This is a genomic window from Veillonella sp. S13053-19, assembly GCF_002959835.1.
Taxonomy (GTDB): domain Bacteria; phylum Bacillota; class Negativicutes; order Veillonellales; family Veillonellaceae; genus Veillonella; species Veillonella rogosae.
This window is the reverse complement of record NZ_PPDA01000017.1, coordinates 1-21,292: the sequence shown is the minus strand read 5'-3', so window position 1 is coordinate 21,292 and position 21,292 is coordinate 1. Positions and strand designations below refer to the sequence as shown.

At 40.4% G+C, this 21,292-nt stretch carries 20 protein-coding genes, 2 pseudogenes and 1 riboswitch; of the genes and pseudogenes, 18 read left to right on the top strand and 4 right to left on the bottom strand.

What is annotated here, in order from left to right; all coding sequences use genetic code 11:
- The 9 genes and pseudogenes from VEHSUH06_RS10660 to VEHSUH06_RS10615 form a co-directional block, all read left to right on the top strand.
- Positions 1-386 (top strand): annotated as a pseudogene (locus VEHSUH06_RS10660) (IS256 family transposase); the annotation flags it as partial.
- Positions 387-832: 446 nt separating this feature from the next.
- The gene (locus VEHSUH06_RS10655; RefSeq protein ID WP_105098867.1) at positions 833-1,201 is read left to right on the top strand and encodes a succinylarginine dihydrolase; all 369 of its coding nucleotides are present in this window, start codon (positions 833-835) and stop codon (positions 1,199-1,201) included.
- Between the two features lie 109 nt (positions 1,202-1,310).
- Positions 1,311-1,655: a zinc ribbon domain-containing protein YjdM gene (locus VEHSUH06_RS10650; RefSeq protein ID WP_105098866.1), complete on the top strand. Its 345-nt coding sequence runs from the start codon at positions 1,311-1,313 to the stop codon at positions 1,653-1,655.
- A 102-nt stretch (positions 1,656-1,757) separates the two neighbouring features.
- Positions 1,758-2,153: a hypothetical protein gene (locus VEHSUH06_RS10645; protein ID WP_105081760.1), complete on the top strand. Its 396-nt coding sequence runs from the start codon at positions 1,758-1,760 to the stop codon at positions 2,151-2,153.
- Between the two features lie 10 nt (positions 2,154-2,163).
- Complete coding sequence (locus VEHSUH06_RS10640; RefSeq protein ID WP_054747312.1) at positions 2,164-2,682, top strand: phosphatidylglycerophosphatase A; 519 nt, start codon at positions 2,164-2,166, stop codon at positions 2,680-2,682.
- A gap of 94 nt (positions 2,683-2,776) precedes the next feature.
- Complete coding sequence (locus VEHSUH06_RS10635) at positions 2,777-3,316, top strand: cysteine hydrolase family protein (protein WP_105098865.1); 540 nt, start codon at positions 2,777-2,779, stop codon at positions 3,314-3,316.
- A gap of 89 nt (positions 3,317-3,405) precedes the next feature.
- Positions 3,406-3,512, top strand: a riboswitch (TPP riboswitch).
- A gap of 79 nt (positions 3,513-3,591) precedes the next feature.
- The gene (gene thiC, locus VEHSUH06_RS10630) at positions 3,592-4,896 is read left to right on the top strand and encodes a phosphomethylpyrimidine synthase ThiC (protein ID WP_105098864.1); all 1,305 of its coding nucleotides are present in this window, start codon (positions 3,592-3,594) and stop codon (positions 4,894-4,896) included.
- A 266-nt stretch (positions 4,897-5,162) separates the two neighbouring features.
- The gene (locus VEHSUH06_RS10625) at positions 5,163-5,792 is read left to right on the top strand and encodes a superoxide dismutase (protein ID WP_105098863.1); all 630 of its coding nucleotides are present in this window, start codon (positions 5,163-5,165) and stop codon (positions 5,790-5,792) included.
- Positions 5,793-6,219: 427 nt separating this feature from the next.
- Positions 6,220-7,848 (top strand): DUF438 domain-containing protein, encoded by a 1,629-nt coding sequence (locus tag VEHSUH06_RS10615; protein ID WP_105098862.1) that lies wholly within the window; start codon positions 6,220-6,222, stop codon positions 7,846-7,848.
- A 200-nt stretch (positions 7,849-8,048) separates the two neighbouring features.
- On the opposite strand, the gene VEHSUH06_RS10610 is transcribed toward VEHSUH06_RS10615, so the two are convergent.
- On the bottom strand, positions 8,049-9,248 hold the full coding sequence (locus VEHSUH06_RS10610) for a MalY/PatB family protein (RefSeq protein WP_105098861.1): 1,200 nt from the start codon (positions 9,246-9,248) through the stop codon (positions 8,049-8,051).
- Positions 9,249-9,808: 560 nt separating this feature from the next.
- Here VEHSUH06_RS10610 and VEHSUH06_RS10605 point away from each other — a divergent pair.
- Together VEHSUH06_RS10605 and VEHSUH06_RS10600 are read left to right on the top strand one after the other, a co-directional pair.
- Entirely contained in the window at positions 9,809-11,161 is a 1,353-nt protein-coding gene (locus tag VEHSUH06_RS10605; protein ID WP_105098860.1) for an NAD(P)-dependent oxidoreductase, read from the top strand.
- Between the two features lie 515 nt (positions 11,162-11,676).
- Entirely contained in the window at positions 11,677-11,952 is a 276-nt protein-coding gene (locus tag VEHSUH06_RS10600; protein ID WP_105081755.1) for a helix-turn-helix domain-containing protein, read from the top strand.
- Here VEHSUH06_RS10600 and VEHSUH06_RS10595 read toward each other — a convergent pair.
- The gene (locus tag VEHSUH06_RS10595) at positions 11,930-12,607 is read right to left on the bottom strand and encodes a lactate utilization protein (protein WP_105098859.1); all 678 of its coding nucleotides are present in this window, start codon (positions 12,605-12,607) and stop codon (positions 11,930-11,932) included. The genes VEHSUH06_RS10600 and VEHSUH06_RS10595 overlap by 23 nt on opposite strands.
- Positions 12,608-12,962: 355 nt before the next feature.
- On the opposite strand from VEHSUH06_RS10595, the gene pta reads away from it, so the two are divergent.
- The 3 genes from pta (at position 12,963) to VEHSUH06_RS10580 (ending at position 15,729) form a co-directional block, all read left to right on the top strand.
- Positions 12,963-13,961 (top strand): phosphate acetyltransferase, encoded by a 999-nt coding sequence (pta, locus tag VEHSUH06_RS10590; RefSeq protein ID WP_105098858.1) that lies wholly within the window; start codon positions 12,963-12,965, stop codon positions 13,959-13,961.
- A 306-nt stretch (positions 13,962-14,267) separates the two neighbouring features.
- A complete protein-coding gene (locus VEHSUH06_RS10585; RefSeq protein WP_105098857.1) occupies positions 14,268-15,062 on the top strand; it encodes a hypothetical protein in 795 nt (264 codons plus the stop codon).
- A 124-nt stretch (positions 15,063-15,186) separates the two neighbouring features.
- On the top strand, positions 15,187-15,729 hold the full coding sequence (locus tag VEHSUH06_RS10580) for a glutathione peroxidase (RefSeq protein WP_105098856.1): 543 nt from the start codon (positions 15,187-15,189) through the stop codon (positions 15,727-15,729).
- Positions 15,730-15,865: 136 nt separating this feature from the next.
- Here the strand turns inward: VEHSUH06_RS10580 and ygiD are convergent, their stop codons facing one another.
- Positions 15,866-16,648: a 4,5-DOPA dioxygenase extradiol gene (gene ygiD / locus VEHSUH06_RS10575; protein ID WP_105098855.1), complete on the bottom strand. Its 783-nt coding sequence runs from the start codon at positions 16,646-16,648 to the stop codon at positions 15,866-15,868.
- Between the two features lie 404 nt (positions 16,649-17,052).
- On the opposite strand from ygiD, the gene VEHSUH06_RS10570 reads away from it, so the two are divergent.
- The 4 genes from VEHSUH06_RS10570 to VEHSUH06_RS10555 all read left to right on the top strand — a co-directional run bounded on the left by VEHSUH06_RS10570 (position 17,053) and on the right by VEHSUH06_RS10555 (position 20,874).
- Complete coding sequence (locus tag VEHSUH06_RS10570) at positions 17,053-17,409, top strand: helix-turn-helix domain-containing protein (protein ID WP_105098854.1); 357 nt, start codon at positions 17,053-17,055, stop codon at positions 17,407-17,409.
- Positions 17,410-17,522: 113 nt separating this feature from the next.
- A complete protein-coding gene (locus VEHSUH06_RS10565) occupies positions 17,523-18,224 on the top strand; it encodes an MBL fold metallo-hydrolase (RefSeq protein ID WP_105081750.1) in 702 nt (233 codons plus the stop codon).
- 104 nt (positions 18,225-18,328) lie between these two features.
- Positions 18,329-19,564, top strand: coding sequence for a DUF445 family protein (locus VEHSUH06_RS10560; protein WP_105098853.1), 1,236 nt, complete (start codon positions 18,329-18,331; stop codon positions 19,562-19,564).
- The gene (locus VEHSUH06_RS10555) at positions 19,561-20,874 is read left to right on the top strand and encodes a DUF445 domain-containing protein (RefSeq protein WP_105098852.1); all 1,314 of its coding nucleotides are present in this window, start codon (positions 19,561-19,563) and stop codon (positions 20,872-20,874) included. The genes VEHSUH06_RS10560 and VEHSUH06_RS10555 overlap by 4 nt, the downstream gene beginning before the upstream one ends.
- Before the next feature lie 32 nt (positions 20,875-20,906).
- Here the strand turns inward: VEHSUH06_RS10555 and VEHSUH06_RS10550 are convergent.
- A pseudogene (locus tag VEHSUH06_RS10550) lies at positions 20,907-21,292 on the bottom strand (IS256 family transposase); the annotation flags it as partial.

The following is a 21,292-nucleotide window of genomic DNA, read 5'->3' as shown; positions in this document are numbered from 1 at the left end:
ACTCTCTAGTGGTGTTAATTAATACAGAGACAATGTTTCGATATTTAGATGAAACATTGGTGTTAGATAAAGAATGTCCGAGGACTAATAACCCTATTGAAGGTGGGGTAAACGCACAACTCAGACGTTTATTGCGGTACCATCGAGGGATGTCTGTAGAAAAACGCATAAAAGCGGTCTTTTGGTGGTGTTATTTACACTCACCAAGACCGCTTCCTGCAAAAGAAATACTTAAGGTAATGCCAACTGATGCGAGTATTTCTAAAATATATAGATCTATGAATGAAAGAGCCCAACTTCAAGGCATAATTCCAACTTGGGGGGATGCCATTTCTTGGGGTGATTTGCATAACTATGACAAATTATCTTTCAATGATTGGGATTAAAGTACCAACACGTTTTGTCCTATAACCCATATTTTTTGTTGAGTGAAACATTAGTTCGATATATAATATAATTAAGATAGTCGACGAGGTTGGGTCGCCCTTTTCTTTGAAGGGGGTGAAGCCTATGAGTGCCTATGAAATCATTATGATTATCCTTGGGATTTTAACTGTTGTTATTTCCTTTGGAGCATTGATAGTGCTGATTTGTCGTAATAACGACAAATAGCCCTTCGTTACCAACTGGTAGCTGAAAACGAAAGGCCATTTCTACATGTTTTATAATGTTTTGGGATGAGCCTAACGGAAGCACTCGTTGGCTATCTCTTTATTACATTATAAAGGGGTTGACATATATAGTCAATTCGAACTAGAGATGTAAATTGATAGTCTCTAGAATATATCTTAATAGAAATTATTGTGTTGTGTGTTATGATTGGTGAAAGTTTATGCTTAGAGTTATATGTTTGTTTTTATTGTTAGTTGTTTTAAGTCCTTTACCTGCTTTGGCAGATGATATGGAACTAGATAGCAATGATCTTTCTTTATTTGTGGGGAAAATAGAAGAACAGAAATTCATTCCAATTGAGATAATGAAAAAGATGGGTTTTAGATCGTATAGGGTTCCATTGACTATTACTACAGATGCTCAAGGAAATGTTATTTCTGTTGAATTAACGCCTAATCAGGACCTATCTGATGACACGGTTTATTTGGAATTAGTTCAGGTTGCTAAAAATATAGTATGGAATGTAGGTAATATTGGTGTCGAGAAAGCGACAACTGTATCGGTATTTTTTGAATTCGGTTTACAATAGTGTTGTGAATAATTAAATGAATCATCGAGGCCCCATCTATAAGGCTTTCATAGTCATAGGTATTATATGGTATAATACTTTCATTATGTAGTGAAAAAAGGAGATCTAAATGGCAAATTTACCTAACTGCCCTAAGTGCGGCGATGAGTACACATACGAAGATGGTCATATGTTTATCTGCCCTATGTGTGGCAATGAATGGACAGCGGCTGACGCGCAAGCTGCAGCTGAAGCAGGTATCATTCGCGATGCTAACGGCAACGAGCTAGCTGATGGCGATACAGTTGTTGTAGTAAAAGACCTCAAAGTAAAAGGTGCGGGCATCTTGAAACAAGGTACGCGCGTAAAAAATATTCGCCTCATCACTGATGCGAGCGATGGCCATGATATCGATTGCAAAATCGATGGTTTCGGTGCGATGGCATTGAAATCCGAAATGGTTAAGAAAATCTAACTATAAATAAATCCCTACTGATTATGCATCGGTAGGGATTTTTTCGTGGTATAATCAACGTATACTGCGTGTAGCGTGAGAGTATTTAGTCGAGAGGAAACTATGTTAAAACGTGTTGTGTTACTAGCCTTATTGGCTTCTACGATGGGAACTGTTGGTTCTTTGGCGGCTGATTTAAAGCCTACAGATAAGCGTACCTATGAATTGCAGCAACAAATCTCTTATAATGTCATCATTCCTAGTGAGGCTTTCAAAACGAGTGCTGACGGTACCTTGATTGTTCCAGTAGAGATTAAGACCGATGATAAGGGGAATATTGTGGCTGTTGAAGCGGGGCCTAATAATTGGAAATTAGATCGAGAGGCTTACCCCATCTTTGAAGAGGCTGCCAAAGAGGCGGCTTGGAATACAAAGCATGTCGATACAGAGGAAGAATTGGTGATAACCATTCCAGTTAGTATTGTTATGTTATCCGGAGATAAGCCTAAGAAAAAATAAAGGAGCACTTATGGAATCTACAAAAGATTTAGAGAAATATACTTACGACCTACTGGCGGAGCGTGGTGTTACGCTAGAGGATATTGCAGAGCTCGTTTTATATGTTCAAAAACCGTATATGCCGAATTTAAAGATTGAAGAGTGCCGTGAACATGTGGCATCCGTGCTTTCAAAACGAGAGGTACACAATGCGATAATTACGGGCATTGAGCTCGACAAGTTAACGGAACAAAATAAACTGTCTCAGCCTTTGCAACGCATCGTGGCTAATGATGAAAGCCTCTATGGCATCGATGAAATTCTAGCCTTTTCCATCGTTAATCTGTATGGTTCTATTGGCTTTACGAACTATGGCTATTTAGATAAGGTAAAGCCGGGTATTATCAAAAAACTAGATAGTGAAGAGGGCGGTCACTGTAATACATTCCTCGATGATCTTGTAGGTGCCGTGGCGGCCGCTGCAGCGGGGAAACTTGCGCATAATAAACCCGATCGAGTGCGCCATGCATTGGCCGAGGAAAAAGAATAAATGACTGCTATTGATGTTATTAAGAATTAAGAGTATAACTAGTAGTGTAGTGAATAATTAATGTGTTCTTTGTAGACTATATACAGGAGGAACTATGCAAAAGGTTCTAGTTGTTATCGATATGCAAAATGATTTTGTAGATGGTGCCCTTGGTTCGACGCAAGCACAGATGATTGTAGATAATGTGCGCAAAAAAATTGAAAGCTTTGACGGGCCTATTATTTTCACCCGCGACACACATGGTATAGATTATCTTGAGCGCCAAGAGGGGAAAATGTTACCAGTGCCGCACTGCGTGAAAAATACAGAGGGCTGGCATATTGTGAAAGGTTTAATCGAAGCTGCAGAAGGGCGTCCTATCATGAGCCCTGTATCCTTTGTAGATAAGCCAAACTTTGCATCCTTTGAGCTCGTAACGCGCTTAGAAGGTATGAATGTGGTAAATCCTATCGAGTCCATTACTCTCGTTGGTCTCTGCACAGATATTTGCGTTGTTTCCAATGCGATTATGCTGAAAGCAGGTTTGCCAGAGGTTCCTATTCACGTTGATTCTAGCTGCTGTGCAGGCGTCACCGAAGAGTCTCACCAAGCGGCGTTAACAACGATGAAAATGTGTCAGTGCATCATTGACTAAAGCTGTATACTACATGCAATATTGAATGATTAGCAAAGACTATATTGAACTATTTTTTTAATAGTGATATGCTGAAGATAATTACATAGTAGAGTATGCAAGGGAGTCTATATAATAGGCTGAGAAAGGGCTGTTAGCACCTGACCTTTGACCTGATCGGGATCATGCCCGCGTAGGAAGCACGCAAAGACCATAAAAGGGTATCGATCAATTTTCGATACCCTTTTTCTTGTATACAAAGCTACATGGTTTTATTCAATAGGAGGATATGTAATATGTTTTACACTCAATTGGAAGCTGCTAAGAAAGGCTTTGTAACGGATGCGATGAAAATCGTAGCGGAAAAGGAACAGGTTCCTGTGGAACGCATACAAGAACTCGTGTCTCTTGGGCAAGTAGTGATTCCTTGCAACAAGAATCATACGTGCATTGATCCGGAGGGGATAGGAAAGTCGTTGCGCACTAAAATCAATGTAAATCTAGGCACTTCACGGGATGTGACGGACTATGATAGCGAATTAGAAAAGGTTAATTGGGCCATTCAATTAGGGGCTGAATCGATTATGGATTTATCTACTCACGGGGACACCCGTATTTTTAGACGCAAGTTGACTAGCGAGTGCAAGGCTATGATTGGCACAGTCCCTGTATATGACAGTGTGATTCACCATAAAAGAGACTTAGCAGAGCTGACAGCGCAGGACTTTTTAGATACTATTCGATTGCACGCGGAGGATGGGGTAGACTTTGTGACCTTGCACTGTGGTATTACCCGTCAAACGATTGAACAAATTAGAAAGCATAAACGTAGATTGAATATTGTAAGCCGTGGTGGTAGTCTCATCTTTGCGTGGATGAGTATGACCGGCAAGGAAAATCCGTTCTACGAATATTTTGACGATATCTTGGACATTTGCCGAGAATACGATGTGACAATCTCTTTAGGTGATGCATGTCGTCCAGGTTGTTTGGCCGATGCTACGGATGTATGTCAAATTGAAGAATTGGTGCGATTGGGAGAGCTTACAAAACGAGCTCGTGAAAAAGGGGTTCAAGTCATTATTGAAGGGCCGGGCCATGTGCCGCTCAATCAAATTCAAGCCAATATGGAAATTGAGGAAACCTTATGTGGCGGTGCTCCGTTCTATGTACTAGGGCCGTTGGTAACAGATATTGCACCTGGCTATGACCATATTACGGCCGCCATCGGTGGTGCCGTAGCGGGCATGCATGGGGCGTCCTTCCTTTGCTATGTGACGCCAGCAGAACATTTGGCGTTGCCTAATGCGGATGATGTAAAAGAGGGCATCATGGCGTTCAAAATTGCAGCTCATGCGGCAGATATAGCGCGAGGCATCCCTGGTGCGCGAGATAGAGATGATGCGATGGCTGATGCGAGACGCATTCTCGATTGGGAGGCACAATATGCTTGTGCTCTTGATCCTGAGAGGGCTTGCAGTATTCGTGAAAGCCGCGCTCCCGAAGAGGGGCACAGTGAGACTTGCAGCATGTGCGGAAAGTTCTGTGCTGTACGAAGTATGAATAAGGCATTGAACAGTGAATATATTGATATCCTGTAAATAGTATTTGTGAGAGGCTTATGGTTAGTGCTTTCAATGGTTTTTGGTACTATATGGCCCATAAGGGAATCATACGGATGGATTTGATCTATGCATTATCGGTCTTATAGGTATATTGACGATTTTCTATATAGAGTATACAATAAATAAAGAATGATAATTCATATCAATAATAAATAACCGATGCAGGTGCATCGAAACGCTTTCACCAGAACGATGCGTACTGATACATATCGTTCCATGCCCTAAATTTAAGGAGGACTACTATGAAACCTTTCGAACTCGCACCATTACCATATGCTTATGATTATCTTGAGCCTGTTATCGACGCAGAAACAATGAAATTGCACCATGACAAGCATCATCAAGCGTATGTTAATAATTTAAATGCTGCTATCGCGAAATACCCTGATCTAGCTTATGGCTGTGTAGACTGCATCCTTGGCGACATCGCTAATGTGCCAGAGGACATCCGCCAAGCAGTTATCAATAACGGTGGCGGTCATAAGAACCACACTATGTTCTGGGAAATCATGACAAAACCAGATACGTCTAAATTGCAAGGCCCTTTGAAAGAGGCTATCGACGCTGAACTTGGCGGTTATGATGCTTTTGTTGAAAGCTTCTCCACTGCGGCAGCTACACGCTTTGGTTCTGGTTGGGCTTGGCTTGTAGTAAATCAAGAAGGCAATCTTGAAGTTACATCCTCTGCGAATCAAGACAATCCTCTATTAGAAGGTAAAAAAGCCATTCTTTGCTTAGACGTTTGGGAACATGCATACTATTTGCACTACCAAAACCGTCGCCCAGACTATATTAAGGAATTCTTCCGCGTCATTAACTGGGATAAAGTTTCTGAAAACTACGAAAAAGCATTGAAACCTCATCATGATTAAGGGGTACACTTGTTAGAAACAGAAACAGAAACAGAAACAGAAACAGAAACAGAAACAGGAACAGGAACAGGATTTAAATTAGGAATAGTAGAAGCAAACTAATTTATATATAACGGATAGTTGGTTAATCTCCTCATACATTGGGGCTAGATGTATCATCTATCCGTTATTTTTATGTCTAGTTGCTTAGTTGTCTTATTGAACAAGCTCCCTTATCTTGAGATATCCTTACATGTTTTTATAAAAATTTTAGGAACTGCTTTCAAAAGTATAGCCATGGATACAGATTTAATAATCGATATCGTTTATCATAGAGTCATAGGTTATGAATATAGACCTGTTACATGATATTAGAACAGCCTTATATACACATCGTATAGGCTTATAATTAGTATATGAATAGAGTTTTTGACACGAGGGGATCAAAATGGAAAAGAAATTAGATTTATCCAAATCTGTATATGATTTGGTAACAGAATATCCTGAAGTAGTAGATATTATGAAAGAATTAGGGTTCAGCGAAATCACAAATAAGGTGATGTTGAACTCTGTTGGTAAAATCATGACTATCCCGAAAGGGGCTAAGATGAAAGGCGTATCCATGGTCGATATCGTAGGCGCTTTCATGAAAGCTGGTTTTACGTTGACTGGTGAAATGCCAAACTTATCTGGCGATGACACTCAAGGTGCGAGCATGCCTCCTAGCGGCGTAGCTGCTGAAAATTCTGCATCTACTGCAGCTGCTACAGCTGTGAAGGCTGAGTCTGTAGAAGCATCTGCTAATGCTGTAGCATCTAAGACTCCGGAAAACTCCGAAAATAAAACTGACGATTCAGTTCAAGATACAGTGCAAGATAGCGAGCGCGTAGAGCAATTAAAAAGCTTCTTAAAACGTTTAGGTACAGGTGAAGAGCTTGGTGCGGTTCGTGAAGATTTTGTTAGTCAATTTGCTCATGTAGAGGCTAGTGAAATCATGAAAGCTGAGCAAGGTCTTATGCGTGAAGGTACGCCATTGGCTGAGGTTCAACAATTATGTGACCTTCACTCTGCTTTGTTCCACGGATCCACTATTCATGAACAAATGGATGCGGAACACGCTAAGGTAGAGGCTGTACTAGAAGCACAAGAAAAAAGCCAAAGCGTAGTAACTTTAGTGGAAACAGTAGGTCATCCGCTTAACCGCTTAACAGAAGAAAACAAAGCTCTCGAAGCTTTGATTGAAGCTACAAAAGTTAAAGTGGCCAGCAAAACGGCTACCGTAGATGATGTAAACGAAGTACGCCAAGTATCTATTCACTACGCTAAGAAGGGCGACCTTTTATATCCTCATTTGAAAGTAGCTTACGATATCTCTGGTCCATCCCTGGTTATGTGGACTGTTGATGGCGATATTCGCGATGGCTTTGGTCGTCTAGCTCGTGCTGAGTCTATTGATGATGCTTGGTACGAAGAGTTTGATGGTCTTCTTACACGTGCTCAAGAGATGATCTATAAAGAGCAAAATATCTTGTTCCCAATCTGTGCGGAGAACTTTAGTACTGAAGAATGGTACCAAATTTACAAAGATACTGAACAATACGAAGAGATTTTCGGCGTAGAACGCGTTGCTTGGGCAGAGGCTGAGGCTGCACTAGCTGCTAAAGCAGCACCGACAAGTGGTGATAGCAATACTATCGCTTTAATCGGTGGTAGCTTAACGCTAGAACAATTAGACGCTATGCTTAATACAATGCCGATGGAAATCACTTTCGTTGACCATGTAGATATTAACCGTTATTTCAATGATGGTGAAAAGGTATTCAAACGCCCTACAACAGCTATCGGTAGAGATGTGTTCTCTTGCCATCCTCCAAAGGTAGAGCCAATTGTACGTGGTATCATCGAGTCCTTCCGCAATGGTGAACGTGATAACGTGGCAGTTTGGCTTGAAAAGGTAGGCCGTCCGTTCTATGTAAACTACATGGCGGTACGCGATCAAAACAATAACTACCTTGGTACATTAGAACTAGTACAAGATATGCAATTTGCTAAGGAACACTTCGCAAGAATTAAATAAAATCCTATGTAATGCCAATCGTGCATTACTGTGGAATTAGAATACAAACATATGTGAACTGCAATATCGATATGTTGTATAAACTAATAGTATAAACTAATTACAGAAAGAGGCTGCTCTAACATTGAATGATGCTAGAGCAGCCTTTTTAGCATGCACTATAGTATACGTCCTATGGATGTTCATGTTGAATTATACTATTAGTCGTTCGGAGGTACGTGTTGAAGTATACTATTTGTGGCTATTTTAATGTTTTCTAGGCTGGTGGCTAAATTGAGTCGCACAAAGGTAGCGTACCCTTCACCACCGAACCATTCACCAAAGCTAGGGGCAATACCACATTGATTTTCAAATACATTATGCATGTCTTCAGCTTTCACATAGGCGCCAAAATCAATCCACACTAAGTAGGTACCGTCCATAGGGCTGATGCGAAGTTTTGGTAGAGCCTGCAAGAGTTGGCTGCACATATACTCATAGTTTTCTTTCACTAGGGTGAGCAAATCCGTTAGCCACATTTCTGCTTCTGCATGTGTGTAGGCCGCTGTAATAGCTGCTTCGGCGATGACGTCGGAATCAGTATGGTACATAAGGCTTTTACATGCATTGTACTGGCGTCGTAGATCTTCGTTAGGGATAATGACCTCTGCATGGTGCAAACTAGCCATATTAAACGATTTTGACAGAGAAGACATGGCGATGATGTTGTTTGCGTAGGCTCCGTTAGATACGGTTAAGGCAGAGGTAAAAGGAAGAGGGCCCGCAACAAGGTCTTGATGAATTTCATCGCTAATGATGAGTACCCCGTGACGCTTACAAATGCTAAATAGCTGGTCCATCTCGTCTTCGGTCCATACATGGCCCACTGGATTGTGGGGGGTGCAGTGAATGAATACTTTGACATCATGTTTAACGATAGCCGCTTCAAAGGCTGAGTAATCAACAGAATACCGGTTATCTTCATTGCGATTCATAGGGACTGCAATAATAGGGCGCTTAGCATCGCTGGCACTCGCATCAAATGCTCCATATACGGGCGTGAGGACTGCGATGGCATCATTTGTTTTTGTGAAAGCTGCGATACACCACATAATGCCTGTAATGACGTTCGGAGCGCTGGTGAGCCAGTCTTTTGAAAGTATACAGTTATGGCGCCGCTTATACCAATCTATCACTGCTTCAAGATAGTTAGGATTTGTCATGGTGTAGCCTAAAGGATTTGCTTTCACATAGGTACAAATAGCCTCTTGTATGCACCGAGGTGGCATGAAATCCATATCTGCTACCCATAGAGGCAATAGGTCAGTGCGATTAAATTTTAAATGTTGGCCGTCCCATTTGCGGGAGTGCGACCCACGGCGATCGATATAATAAGTTGATGTAAATTCGGCTGGATTCATAGTTGGCCTCGTATAAAGAATATTTAATTCATTGAAATATTCAATTCATAGGAATATTACTTGTGGAGCTGTTCTTTTAATAGCTGTTTTTCTTCTTCAAGCCAAGATAGGAACTATTTCACTATTTATGTATCTCTTATTAGTATACATGTTAACGGGATTATGCAAAAGTTGACACTAGTTTTGGTAAATATCATTAATGACCTCTTCGATCGTACCCTTAAAGGCAAATAGTAAACGATTAAAATCGGGAACTACACATCGCTATGTAAAGAGGTGCCTGAGGGCGCCTCTTTTTCTATGCAATCCTTGCATGCATAGGGCCTATATCCGTATACACAACCTATGAGATTTGCTTGACGGTTTCGACTTTCACAATTTAGAATATACTATAGAATAGTGTGTGTCTGACCAGTGACCACACGTCTATCGAATGGTTACAAAAGATAAATGTTAGCAGCATGTGGCGGCATCCCTATGTGAGAGGGCTCATCGGAATGTTTAGGTGCATGCAACGCTGTATAAGTATAGTACTGGATCCTTATTAGGAGGCATGTGCCATGAGTAACGAATTAAAACCACTACATTTTGATGCGGATTATACGATGGAGGAAGCGCTCGCCGAGGCGAAACGTTGTCTCAACTGTCCAAGACCATTGTGCCAAATGGGTTGTCCTATTGAAAACGAAATTCCTCGTTTCATCCAAGCCATCGCACACGGTAACTTTGGTTTAGCCAACGATATTTTGGCAGAACGGACCAACTTGCCATCCATTTGTGGTCGCGTATGTCCACGTGAAAATCAATGTGAAGGCAATTGTATTATGAACAAGGCGAAAAAACCGCCTATCAATATCGGTAAATTGGAACGCTTTGCTGCTGACTTTGAAAGCATCAATGAACTTCGCAAACCTAAGAAAATCCAACAAAATCTTGGTAATGTAGCTGTAGTAGGTTCTGGTCCTGCAGGTTTGTCCGTCGCAGGCGATATGGCTAAACTTGGTTATAATGTAACTGTATTTGAAGGCCAATCTGAACCAGGTGGCGTACTCTTATTCGGTATTCCAGAATTCCGTTTGTCTAAATCTGTTGTACGTCGTGAAATCGCTCGTCTTGAAGGTTTAGGGGTTAAATTCGTATGTAATATATTTATCGGTCAAGATAAAACATTGGATGATCTTTTTGCTGAAGGCTTTGATTCCATCTTTATCGGTACTGGTACTCATATTCCTCAAGAAGTACGCATGGAAAATGATGAAGTACACGGCGTATTCCAAGCGATGTACTTGTTGACGAATGTACAATTAGTAGAAAACGGCGATCTTGATGAGTCTCTAATTCCTGTGAGAAAAGGTGATCGTGTCATTATCATCGGTGGTGGTAACGTAGCGATGGATGCGGCTCGTACATGTGTACGTTTAGGTGCCGAATCCGTAACTGTAGCGTATCGTCGTAGTCAAGAACAAATGCCAGCATTATTGTCTGAATACGAAGAAGCACGTGCTGAAGGCGTTCAATTCCAATGGTTCGCTTCTCCAGTAGCTGTAGAAGGCAAAGATAAAGTAGAAGGCTTCAAATACGAAGTCATGGCGCTTAACGACGATGGTGCAGGTATCCATGGCACAGGTAACTTCCAAGTTATGCCTGTAGATAAAATTATCATCGCTGCTGGTCATAAACCAAATGCTCGTCTCATCGGTGAAGGTAATAACCTACAAGTAGACGATAAAGGCTACATCATTACTGCAGAGGATCCATATGGTATGACTAACCGTAAAGGCGTATTCGCTGGCGGTGACGTAGTACATAAACCTGCTACTGTAGTACTCGCTATGCGTGAAGCTAAAAAAGCTGTTGACGGCATGGTTAAATACATGGAAATCAAAAAAGCGCAAGATAGCATTACTGAATAATCTTATATAGATAATCTAAGGGGTCTATACTTAGTATAGGCCCTTTTTACTATAAGGATTTGAATATTTTTTTACTATAAGGTCTTAATCCTTATATTGTTTTAGTAATGTTTTATTATTGTTTTCAGATTAAGGTAAAAGTGGAGCGGAAATGCATATATGTACCTATTATGATGTAGGCTAATACAGGATGATATTAGAATTCAAATTTGACTTTCCTGTATAGATAATGTATAGAAGTCACGATAAATGCTTATAAACACTGAGTTTGTTGCGTGCAATACCTGTATTTTTAGCCTTAACTCTTTCTAGATATACTAAAATTCCACGAATTGATGAAATCGGACATAACTTAATAGACGTAGAAAAAAGCCTTAATAGAACTAATGTGGATGTTAGTTTTTATTAAGGCTTTTACGTTATCACTTTTCAACTGCTACTAGTCAGCGCCAACAGTTAATCGTTATAGTTAGGTCATAAGCATGTGTTGAGTGTGAAAGTAGATAGAGGTTGGTATGAATCCTATCGTTTGTTGTCGAGATTTACAAATTCGACAAGAAGTTCACAAACTCGGTGTGTTGATTTTGCTTTGGCGCAGACAATTGGGCATGACACAGTATCAATTAGCAGATAAATCGGGTCTAGCTCAATCTTATATAAGTGATCTTGAAAGTGGTGCCATCGACCCTAGATGGTCTACGATTTATAGAGTCGTCAATGGACTAGGTCAGTTAAGTGTTCAAGACTTTCTCAATGGTCCACAAGCTATTAGAAGCCTAAAGATTCATTGATGATAATGACTTCCATAGTTTGCATATTGCGCATCTTTTTATAGTAAATAGTTAAGGCATTACAGATGCGGTCAGAAGATCCGCAATCATAACATTGTTGCTCTAATGTAGCGCAAGGGTTGAGCGTACTCTTTTTGTTGAGTTTACTATTGAGGGGCGCCGCTACATTGCGTGCGCGATAAATGGCAGAGGCTAAATCAGGGGTAATCTTGTTAATACCTAGTACAAAGAATACCTCTTGGGAGCCAAATAAGGAGGCTGCTACACGATTGCCTGTGCCGTCGATATTCACCATCTCTCCCGTTTGTGAAAGGGCATTTACCGAGGTGAGAAATACATCGCGTCCCATGGTGCGTAACGCCGTATCGCGAAAGCTTTCACCGGGCAGGGGACACTGAATGTCTGTGATGTCCTCGTTGACCTCAGATAAAGCATCATGAACACCTATTTCTAATAAAGTGCGAGAATCGCCGATGGCTACACATTTGTTTTGGATGCGGTTTTTTAGATACGCAACGGCTTCGGCGGCCGTTTCAAAATAATGGGCCACGAATTTATTGCGTTCTAAGGCTTTAATCGTTTTCTCTATATCTATAGGTGCATCGTTGTTTTGCGGATTAACAACGGCATTGATGGTCGTTTCTGTATTTGCCATGGGGCCTCCTAATAGATGTATGACTATAATTAGGAATTTGAAAGAATCTGTAGTTTCTATTATTGTAACCTTTTATGTGTAAACAGCTCAATAAAAGGGTTAAGCTTTCTTCGTAATCTTCTACTGAAAGTTGGAATTGAATCCTAATTAGTCGTAAAATGGTGTAAAAGTTGGAATGAAATCCCAATTCATTGCTAGATACTAGAAAAGTTGGAATGGATTCCAACTTTCACCAAAAGGGTATAAAACTAGGAGTGATAGGGTGAGAAATAATTTTTACTTTTACCAATAGGTTGAATTTGCTATAATAATAGTATTGATATGGCGTAAAGCCAATGTTAAGGAGGCAAAAATCGTGGATTTAATTCAAAATTTGAAAAACCAAGTAAAATCATTAGGTAAAAAAGTCGTATTGCCAGAGTACCAAGACGAACGCGTTTTGGTAGCTACTGAAACTATTTTAAAAGAAGGTTTCTGCACACCTGTATTAGTAGGTAACCCTACTGAAATCGCTGAAGCTGCTAAAGCTGCTGGCGTATCCATCGAAGGCGCTGAAATCATCGATCCAGCTAACTACGCTCGTTACCAAGAAATGGTTGATACCTTCGTAGAATTGCGCGCAAAAAAAGGTATGACTCCTGAAAAAGCTGACGCAACTATGAAAGGCGACTGCTTATTCTTCGGCGCTATGCTTGTTCGTCTTGGCGAAGTAGACGGCATGGTTGCTGGCTCTGCTTGCCCAACTGCAAACGTATTGCGCGCTGCATTACAAGTTGTAGGTACTAAACCAGGCCTTAAAACTGTATCTTCCACAATGGTTATGTTCACAAATAAAAAAGAATATGGTGATGATGGCGTACTCATCTTCTCCGACTGTGGTGTATTGCCTAACCCAACTAGCGAACAATTAGCTGATATTGCAGAATCCACTGTAGAAAAAGCTCGCAAAGTTGTTGGTATGGCTGATCCTCGCGTATCCATGTTGTCCTTCTCCACTAAAGGTTCCGCTTCCACTCCAGAAGTAGACAAAGTAGTAGAAGCTGTTAACATTTTGAAAGAACGTAATGTAGACTTCAAATTCGACGGCGAATTACAATTGGACGCTTCCATCGTTCCTTCCGTAGCAGAAAGAAAAGCTCCTGGCTCTCATGTAGCTGGTAAAGCTAACATCTTGATCTTCCCTGATCTTCAATCTGCTAACATTGGTTACAAATTGGTTCAACGCTTCGCTGACGCTGAAGCTATTGGTCCATTGATTCAAGGTTTGGCTGCTCCTATCCATGACCTTTCCCGCGGTTGCTCCGCTCAAGACATTGTAGAGGTTGCTGCAATCACTGCTGTTGAAAGCATCTAATTTCAACTAAAACTTCATTTGAAGTGCTTCAATGAAATACTAAAAGCTGATTCTTCGGAATCAGCTTTTTTGTTTTATACAGATATTGTTTGATATCTATTGTAAATATATTGGTGAAAGCATCTAGTGTTTGTCAGATATTTTAGAATATAGATTGTCAGAAAAATATAGTAGTTGTTTAAACTTATATAGAAGGTGTATGATTAAGTTAATAATATTTGATTAATATATTTAATCAATGCTTGCGTGAATACACTTGATATGTACAAGTGTAATTGTGTTTAGAGTCGTGAAAAGGAGAGGGCTATGATTTCTGTATTCGACACAAATCCCGTTGTTTTTGAAGGTTCTGAGCGTACCTTAACTATTAGTTACAATGGTGTACTTTGCAAAGATGCTAATGGTACGGTTATCACTGACATTAATTTTGAAGATGTAAATGAGCTATATCTTACAAGATATCTAAATTCAAATAGTAACTATACGATTATGTTTAGAGATCACAATTGGAAAAATATGGAAGGCCAAGATTTAGATACGGACCGTACAGAATCTAATGCTGGTCACAACATTCGTGAAACAAAAGCAATTATTGCCGCGTTTGCTCGTCATAAATTGACAGCAGACTTCCCTGCAAATTTGGATACTCTTCAATTACCATTGGACTATTCCATTATGGGTAAACGAGAAATCACTATTAAAAACGGTGTTATCTCTAATGGCAAGGTAGATATTCCTATTACAGATATCCGTCGCGTAGTATGTGCATCTAATGGCACGATTAGTAAGCTTTTAGTATACAAGGAAGAAAAGCCTAGCTCATTCCTTAAAAAAATCTTTGATTCTCCTGATATGAAAATCACATTGAATGCCATCACATTACCTTTGTTGGAGGCTATTGTAACGCGCAATACAGGTCATGGCATTGACTTCAGTCGGGGTAATGGCTTTGATCAAAAAGATTCCAACTATATTATTATCCGCTATCTTGACTCTGGATTCTTCCTTAAGAAAGACGGCACAGCACCTACAGAATGGCAAAAAACAGCTGCTGAAACAACAGCTAAATTTGGCTATGACGTGAAAACATTATTGGGATAGTATCGGTTAATAAAACTTTTTAGTATAATAATTGTAATATGTTAAAGCTCTATCTAGGATAGTTATATAGAGTGTATTTGTCCTTGTGAAAGTGCAAATACACTCTATTTTTAGGAGGCATATCATGACTGTATATGATTACTCTTTACTCAATAAAGCTGGTGAAGAGCAAAGCTTAAAAGAATTTGAAGGTAAAGTGCTTGTTATTGTTAATACTGCTAGTAAATGTGGTTTTACTCATCAATATGATGGGTTAGAGGCGCTTTATAAGAAATATAAAGACCAAGGTCTAGAAATTATTGCTGTTCCGTCTAACCAATTTGGGGAAGAAGAACCTGGTTCTAATAGTGAAATTCAAATGTTTTGTAAATTAAATTACGGTGTGACCTTCCCAGTTATGGGAAAGGCAGATGTGCGCGGTGAAAGTGCCTTAGATCTTTTCAAATATATGATTAAAGAACAAAAATTCCAAGGTTTTCCACCTAGTGATAAGACGGAAATGCTTACGGATTATCTTAATGGTATTGATCCTAATTATCTTAATGATGATGAAGTAAAGTGGAATTTTACTAAATTTATCATAGACCGGCAAGGCAGGGTGGTAGGGCGCTTTGAACCTGTTGTAAAACCGGCTGAAATGGAACCCTTCATCAATGAACTGCTATAATTTAATCAAGGAGAAAAAACATATCGGATTAGTTAAAACCTTACCTTGAAAAATAATAGACATGTAAAAATGGCTTGTACCATAGGTGCAAGCCATTTTTGTATGTATAGATTTTATAGTATTAGTATGTAGGTTATTATTCTGCATCTTCAAAGATAAAGCCTGTCATGGATAGAGATCCAGTATTATAGCTTTGATTAAAGACGGTAGGTTTGCCCCCATTGCTAGCCCCTATAATATAAATTAATGGGAGGTAGTGATCTGGTGTAGGCACAGCATAGCTTGCTTGAGGATGATTGGAGTAATTAATGACAGTATTTACATCGTTTTCTAATACAGCGTTACTAATATATTGGTCAAACTCAATCGTAGCAGGGGAGCCCGATGGATTTTCCCATTCCAAGCGGCTTAAATTGTGAACGATATTACCACTGCCTATGATGAGATAGCCTTCATCGCGTAATGATTGTAGCTTTACGCCTAATTGATAGGCTTCTTTTGGGCTTAAGTATTTATTGATGGATAATTGTACCACTGGTATGGACGCATCAGGGAACATGTGAACCAAAACAGTCCACATGCCGTGATCGATGCCCCAAGTGTCATTTATAGAAACGGAGTTACCCAGTAATTTTTGTACTTCTTTCGTTAAATTGCTGTCACCCTTTGCAGGATATACAACTTCGTAGAGTTCTTGAGGAAATCCATACATATCGTAAATTTGTTTTGGATTCTCTGCGCTTTGAATGTAGGTACCATCTGTATACCAGTGAGCAGAAATGGCTAAGATAGCTTTTGGTTTACCGTAATTATTGATTATGTTTTTGCCTATAGTTTGAAATGTGTTGGTTGTTTCTGTATGTTCTAAAGCCATCATAGGACTGCCGTGACCTACGAATAATGTTGGCATGCGTTTCATAATAGATGACCTCCTTAAATTTTGTTAATTGTAACTCATCTTTTGCGATGGTTGGGACTCCTTTAATGGCGCCTTCACGGCGTTCCTGTTACTTGATATCCTCATTATATAAGTGTGCCACTATTTTGAATAGTAGAATTATTTAGGATAGGTACTATCAAAAGTGATAGAATTATGATATTTACTGACCAAAAATTTTTCAAAAAATTTTGTACCCTAAAAAATGATACTATAAAATGCTTGCAATACGATAAATTTGTGATATGATTTGAACTACATTAGAAAAACATATTTCTAATCTTGAAATGGAAATAGTAGTATAGCTATACATAGTTGAGCTTAGCTATAGAGGTTTAGCTTTGTTATAACGAGCTACTTAAGCTATATAGAAAAGGAGAATTACAATGGCAGAGCAACTCGTAAATGTTCATGATTTAGTGGGCCGCTGTCCTTTTGCAACGAGTCAAAAGTTATTAGCTGGCAAATGGTCTTTATTGATCATGCACGAATTAGCCGAAGGGCCTGTGCGTTTCCGTGAATTAGAGCGCCGCTTATACCCAATTACACAAGCAACACTTACTAGAGCGTTACGCCAATTAGAGGATGATGGCCTTGTACACCGTGAAGTATACGGTACGATTCCACCAAAGGTTGAATATAGCCTTACCGAAGTAGGGGCAGATTTTAAAACAGTTCTAGTGTCCCTTGAAACTTGGGGTAACCAATATATTGACTATATGAAATCTTCCGGTCGCATTTAAAGAGAATTATTCTAAACTATATCGCTACTTTCATGCCCTGTCTTTATAAAAATATGGTATAATAAACAATACGAATGATATAAATTCTCAATAAACTAGAGGTATTGATAATAATGTTAGATGTTACTTTTTTAGCTCATAGTGGCTTTGTCGTAGATGATGGCAAGCGTTGCTATGTGTTTGATTATTATAAAGATCCTAATAATATAGTTTGGCAATTAGCTAAACGAGGTCGTGAGCTTTGGTTCTTTGTGAGCCATACTCATGGTGATCACTTTAATCCGTCTATTACGGAGTTTGATGGTCCTCAAACTCGTTATATTTGCCATCAAGATGTACCATTAGAGGGTAAGGTGAAAAAATGTATTACCATGCGCCCTGGCCAAGATGCCACACTTGATGATGTAGGCATCCATATGTATGGTAGCACCGATGAAGGCGGTTCTTTCTACGTAAAGACAAATACGGCTAATATCGACTCTGATTCTATCTTCCATGCCGGTGACCTCAACTGGTGGCATTGGCTTGGTGATACACCAGAAAATAATGCAGATGCAAAGCGTATGGCTTGGCGTGAGTTTAAGGAGCTGGAAGGCTTGTCTGTAGATGTGGCGATGTTCCCTGTCGATAATCGTCTCGAAGACGCTATGGAGTGGGGCAGCATTGAGTTTTTACGCCGCGTAGACGTGAAAAAAGCCTTTATTCCGATGCATCTAAATGGTCCATTATGGACTCCATCCGTGTATTTTGAGGCCCTCTTTGGAGATGTGCCGATTTGGGCGCCTCAAAAAGATGGCGACGAATGCACATTCTAAATCTACTTTCACCGTTTGTAGTTTGTGAAAGTCCGTGACACTAGAGGTCACTACGTTATATGGGGAGAGTCTATATACGTAATTCAGTAAGTTAGGATCAAGTGATGATGAAAACTAAACCAGTGGCAACCACCCTGTTGGTTGTCATGGCTATTATATTTTTAATTGCATATCCACAAAGACAGGATACGTTCTGGGCGTTTATCATGCACGTATCTGGAGCGGCCATGATTGGTGGCTTGGCGGACTGGTATGCGGTAACGGCACTCTTTACGAAGCCTTTGGGTATTCCTTTTAAGACAGCCATCTTGCCGCGTAGCAAGGAGCGTCTTATTCAAATAGGGCGTACCATGCTCAGTGAAGAGTTGCTACGTGTGCCGCAGATGTATTATGCCATCAAAAAAGAACGCGTAATGGTTCGTATTATCGAATACGGCATGAGTGATGTAGGACAAGGTCAGATTAAAGAAATCTTGTACGGTGTAGGTAATCAAGTCTTATCCCATATGGATATTGAGCCTATGCGTCAAGAAATCAATAAGGCTGTTTATAAAGGTGTTACGAACTGGAAGGCGACGCCTCTCGTTATCTTGTTTGGCCGCTGCATGTTAGAACGCCAAACAGCAAGTATTTTCTGGCTCTACTTTAACCGTACCTGTCAGCGTGTTATCGCATCGAATCAGGTATACCCTTATTTGTATCGCGTCATGCTAGACATTATGAAAACCTATACGAAGGATTCCTTCTTCCGCGAACTGGCTATTGCCTTTGGTGGGGATGGGCTTTCACCAGAACGATTGGTGGAAACGGTGCAGAAAAAGGCTGTTCAATTCTTGAAGGAAAATGAGTCCATCGATTCTGCGCTAGGTCGCTACGTATGGGGCCAAGCGATTCGATTCTTCAATAATTTGGAAACTAATAAGGAATGGCAAGCATTTATTGAGGAACATAAAGACCAATGGATCCGAATGGTTCTAGAAGAATGGGAAGGTAAGCTCATCGACGGCGATACTGTAGATTGGAATCGCCTCATGGACATCGTTATCGACCGCTTTAATGTGCTCGGTACGGAAATCTTGTTGAATCCAGACAAGCAGGCGCCATTTGAACGGTTCTTCTTACTTCGCAGTATTCCGTGGTTACAAAAATTAAACCCACTCATCGATAGAGTAGTAGGGCAGGAGTTGTCACGTTATTCACCCGATGAAATCACCCAAATCGTACGCGGCAAGATGTACTATGACCTTCAAATGGTTCGTATTAACGGCTCTCTCGTAGGGGCTATCCTAGGCGGCATCTTCTACGGCTTGACCATTTTTGTAGAGGGGGTGCTCAAATGATTAGATATTTGAAATCCCTTACCTTGCGGCAATGCGCAAATGGTATTCTTGGTTTGACTGCTCTATTGTACTGTTTTGCTTTCGTAGGTCAATTTTTCTTTGGTTCTGAAAGCTGGTATCAGCCGCTTTACTGGGCTGTGCAGTCTGCCCTTATCGGTAGCGTAGCCGACTGGTTTGCCGTAACTGCTTTGTTCCGTAAGCCACTCGGTTTCCCATACCATACGGCGCTCATTCCAAGAAATAAAGATCGCCTTATCAATGGTGTTATCAAGCTGGTTGAGACAAAGATGCTGACCAAGGATCGTTGCAAGGTATTGTTAAATAATGTGGAATTTGTTCCATTGTTTGAAAAATTCTTGCTATCACCGGAAGGGCAACGGGCAGCGCGTCTTGTAATCCATCAAGGGTTGCATCTATTATGGAAATCTCAAACGAGCGAAGAATGGGCACAGTGGGGGGCGAAACGCATTCGCGGTTTGCTAGAAAAACACTCCCTCGTACCTGTGTTAAAACACGTATTGCTCGATTTATGTGAACATAATCGCTATGAAGGCATGGTTGTACAGGTATTGAACGTAATTCAAGAACGTATCAACCATCCAGCTATGGTGACATGGCTTACAGCGGTTGTAGCAGAAGAGGCTCATAAGAAAAAGAGAAAAGGCTTCTGGTCTGATTTCCTCATCTCTATGTCTGAAGCGACTGATGTGGTGAACTACCATGAGTTGGCACAGGCTATCGTTCAAGAGGCTTATGCTATGCTTGAAAACTGGAAGCGACCAAATAGTCCTGAACGGACTGCATGGCTTCGCCAATGGGTAGATCCCATTCGCAATATTGAAGATAATCGCGAAGTTTGTAATGCCCTCGATGAAGCGTGGGAGCGTTGGATTCGCGAACAAGACTGGGAATCTGTCATTGAAAACCATTTATGCCCGTATGTAGAAGAACTATTGCTTGTAGGGGATGAAAATGGGGAAACACCAGCTCAAGTGTTAGTTAATATTGCCCTTGAATTGTGGACCGTATACGGTCAATCTGAAGATCTTAGAAACCGTATTGAAGTTACATTACACGATATAGGGATCTATGTCCTTGAACAAGGCTACGACCTCATTGAAACCATCATACGCCAAGTGCTCGGCGGCCTTAGCACAGAGAAGTTTATTTACTTCATCGAATCTAAGGTAGAGGACGACCTCAGCTGGATTCGCATCAATGGTGCTATCGTTGGTGCTGTAGCAGGTCTGCTCGTATGGACATTCCTAGAATATGTGTACATGCCATTCTGGCAACAATTTGTAGGATAAAATTGGGTTATAGGACAAAACGTGTTGGTACTTTAATCCCAATCATTGAAAGATAATTTGTCATAGTTATGCAAATCACCCCAAGAAATGGCATCCCCCCAAGTTGGAATTATGCCTTGAAGTTGGGCTCTTTCATTCATAGATCTATATATTTTAGAAATACTCGCATCAGTTGGCATTACCTTAAGTATTTCTTTTGCAGGAAGCGGTCTTGGTGAGTGTAAATAACACCACCAAAAGACCGCTTTTATGCGTTTTTCTACAGACATCCCTCGATGGTACCGCAATAAACGTCTGAGTTGTGCGTTTACCCCACCTTCAATAGGGTTATTAGTCCTCGGACATTCTTTATCTAACACCAATGTTTCATCTAAATATCGAAACATTGTCTCTGTATTAATTAACACCACTAGAGAGT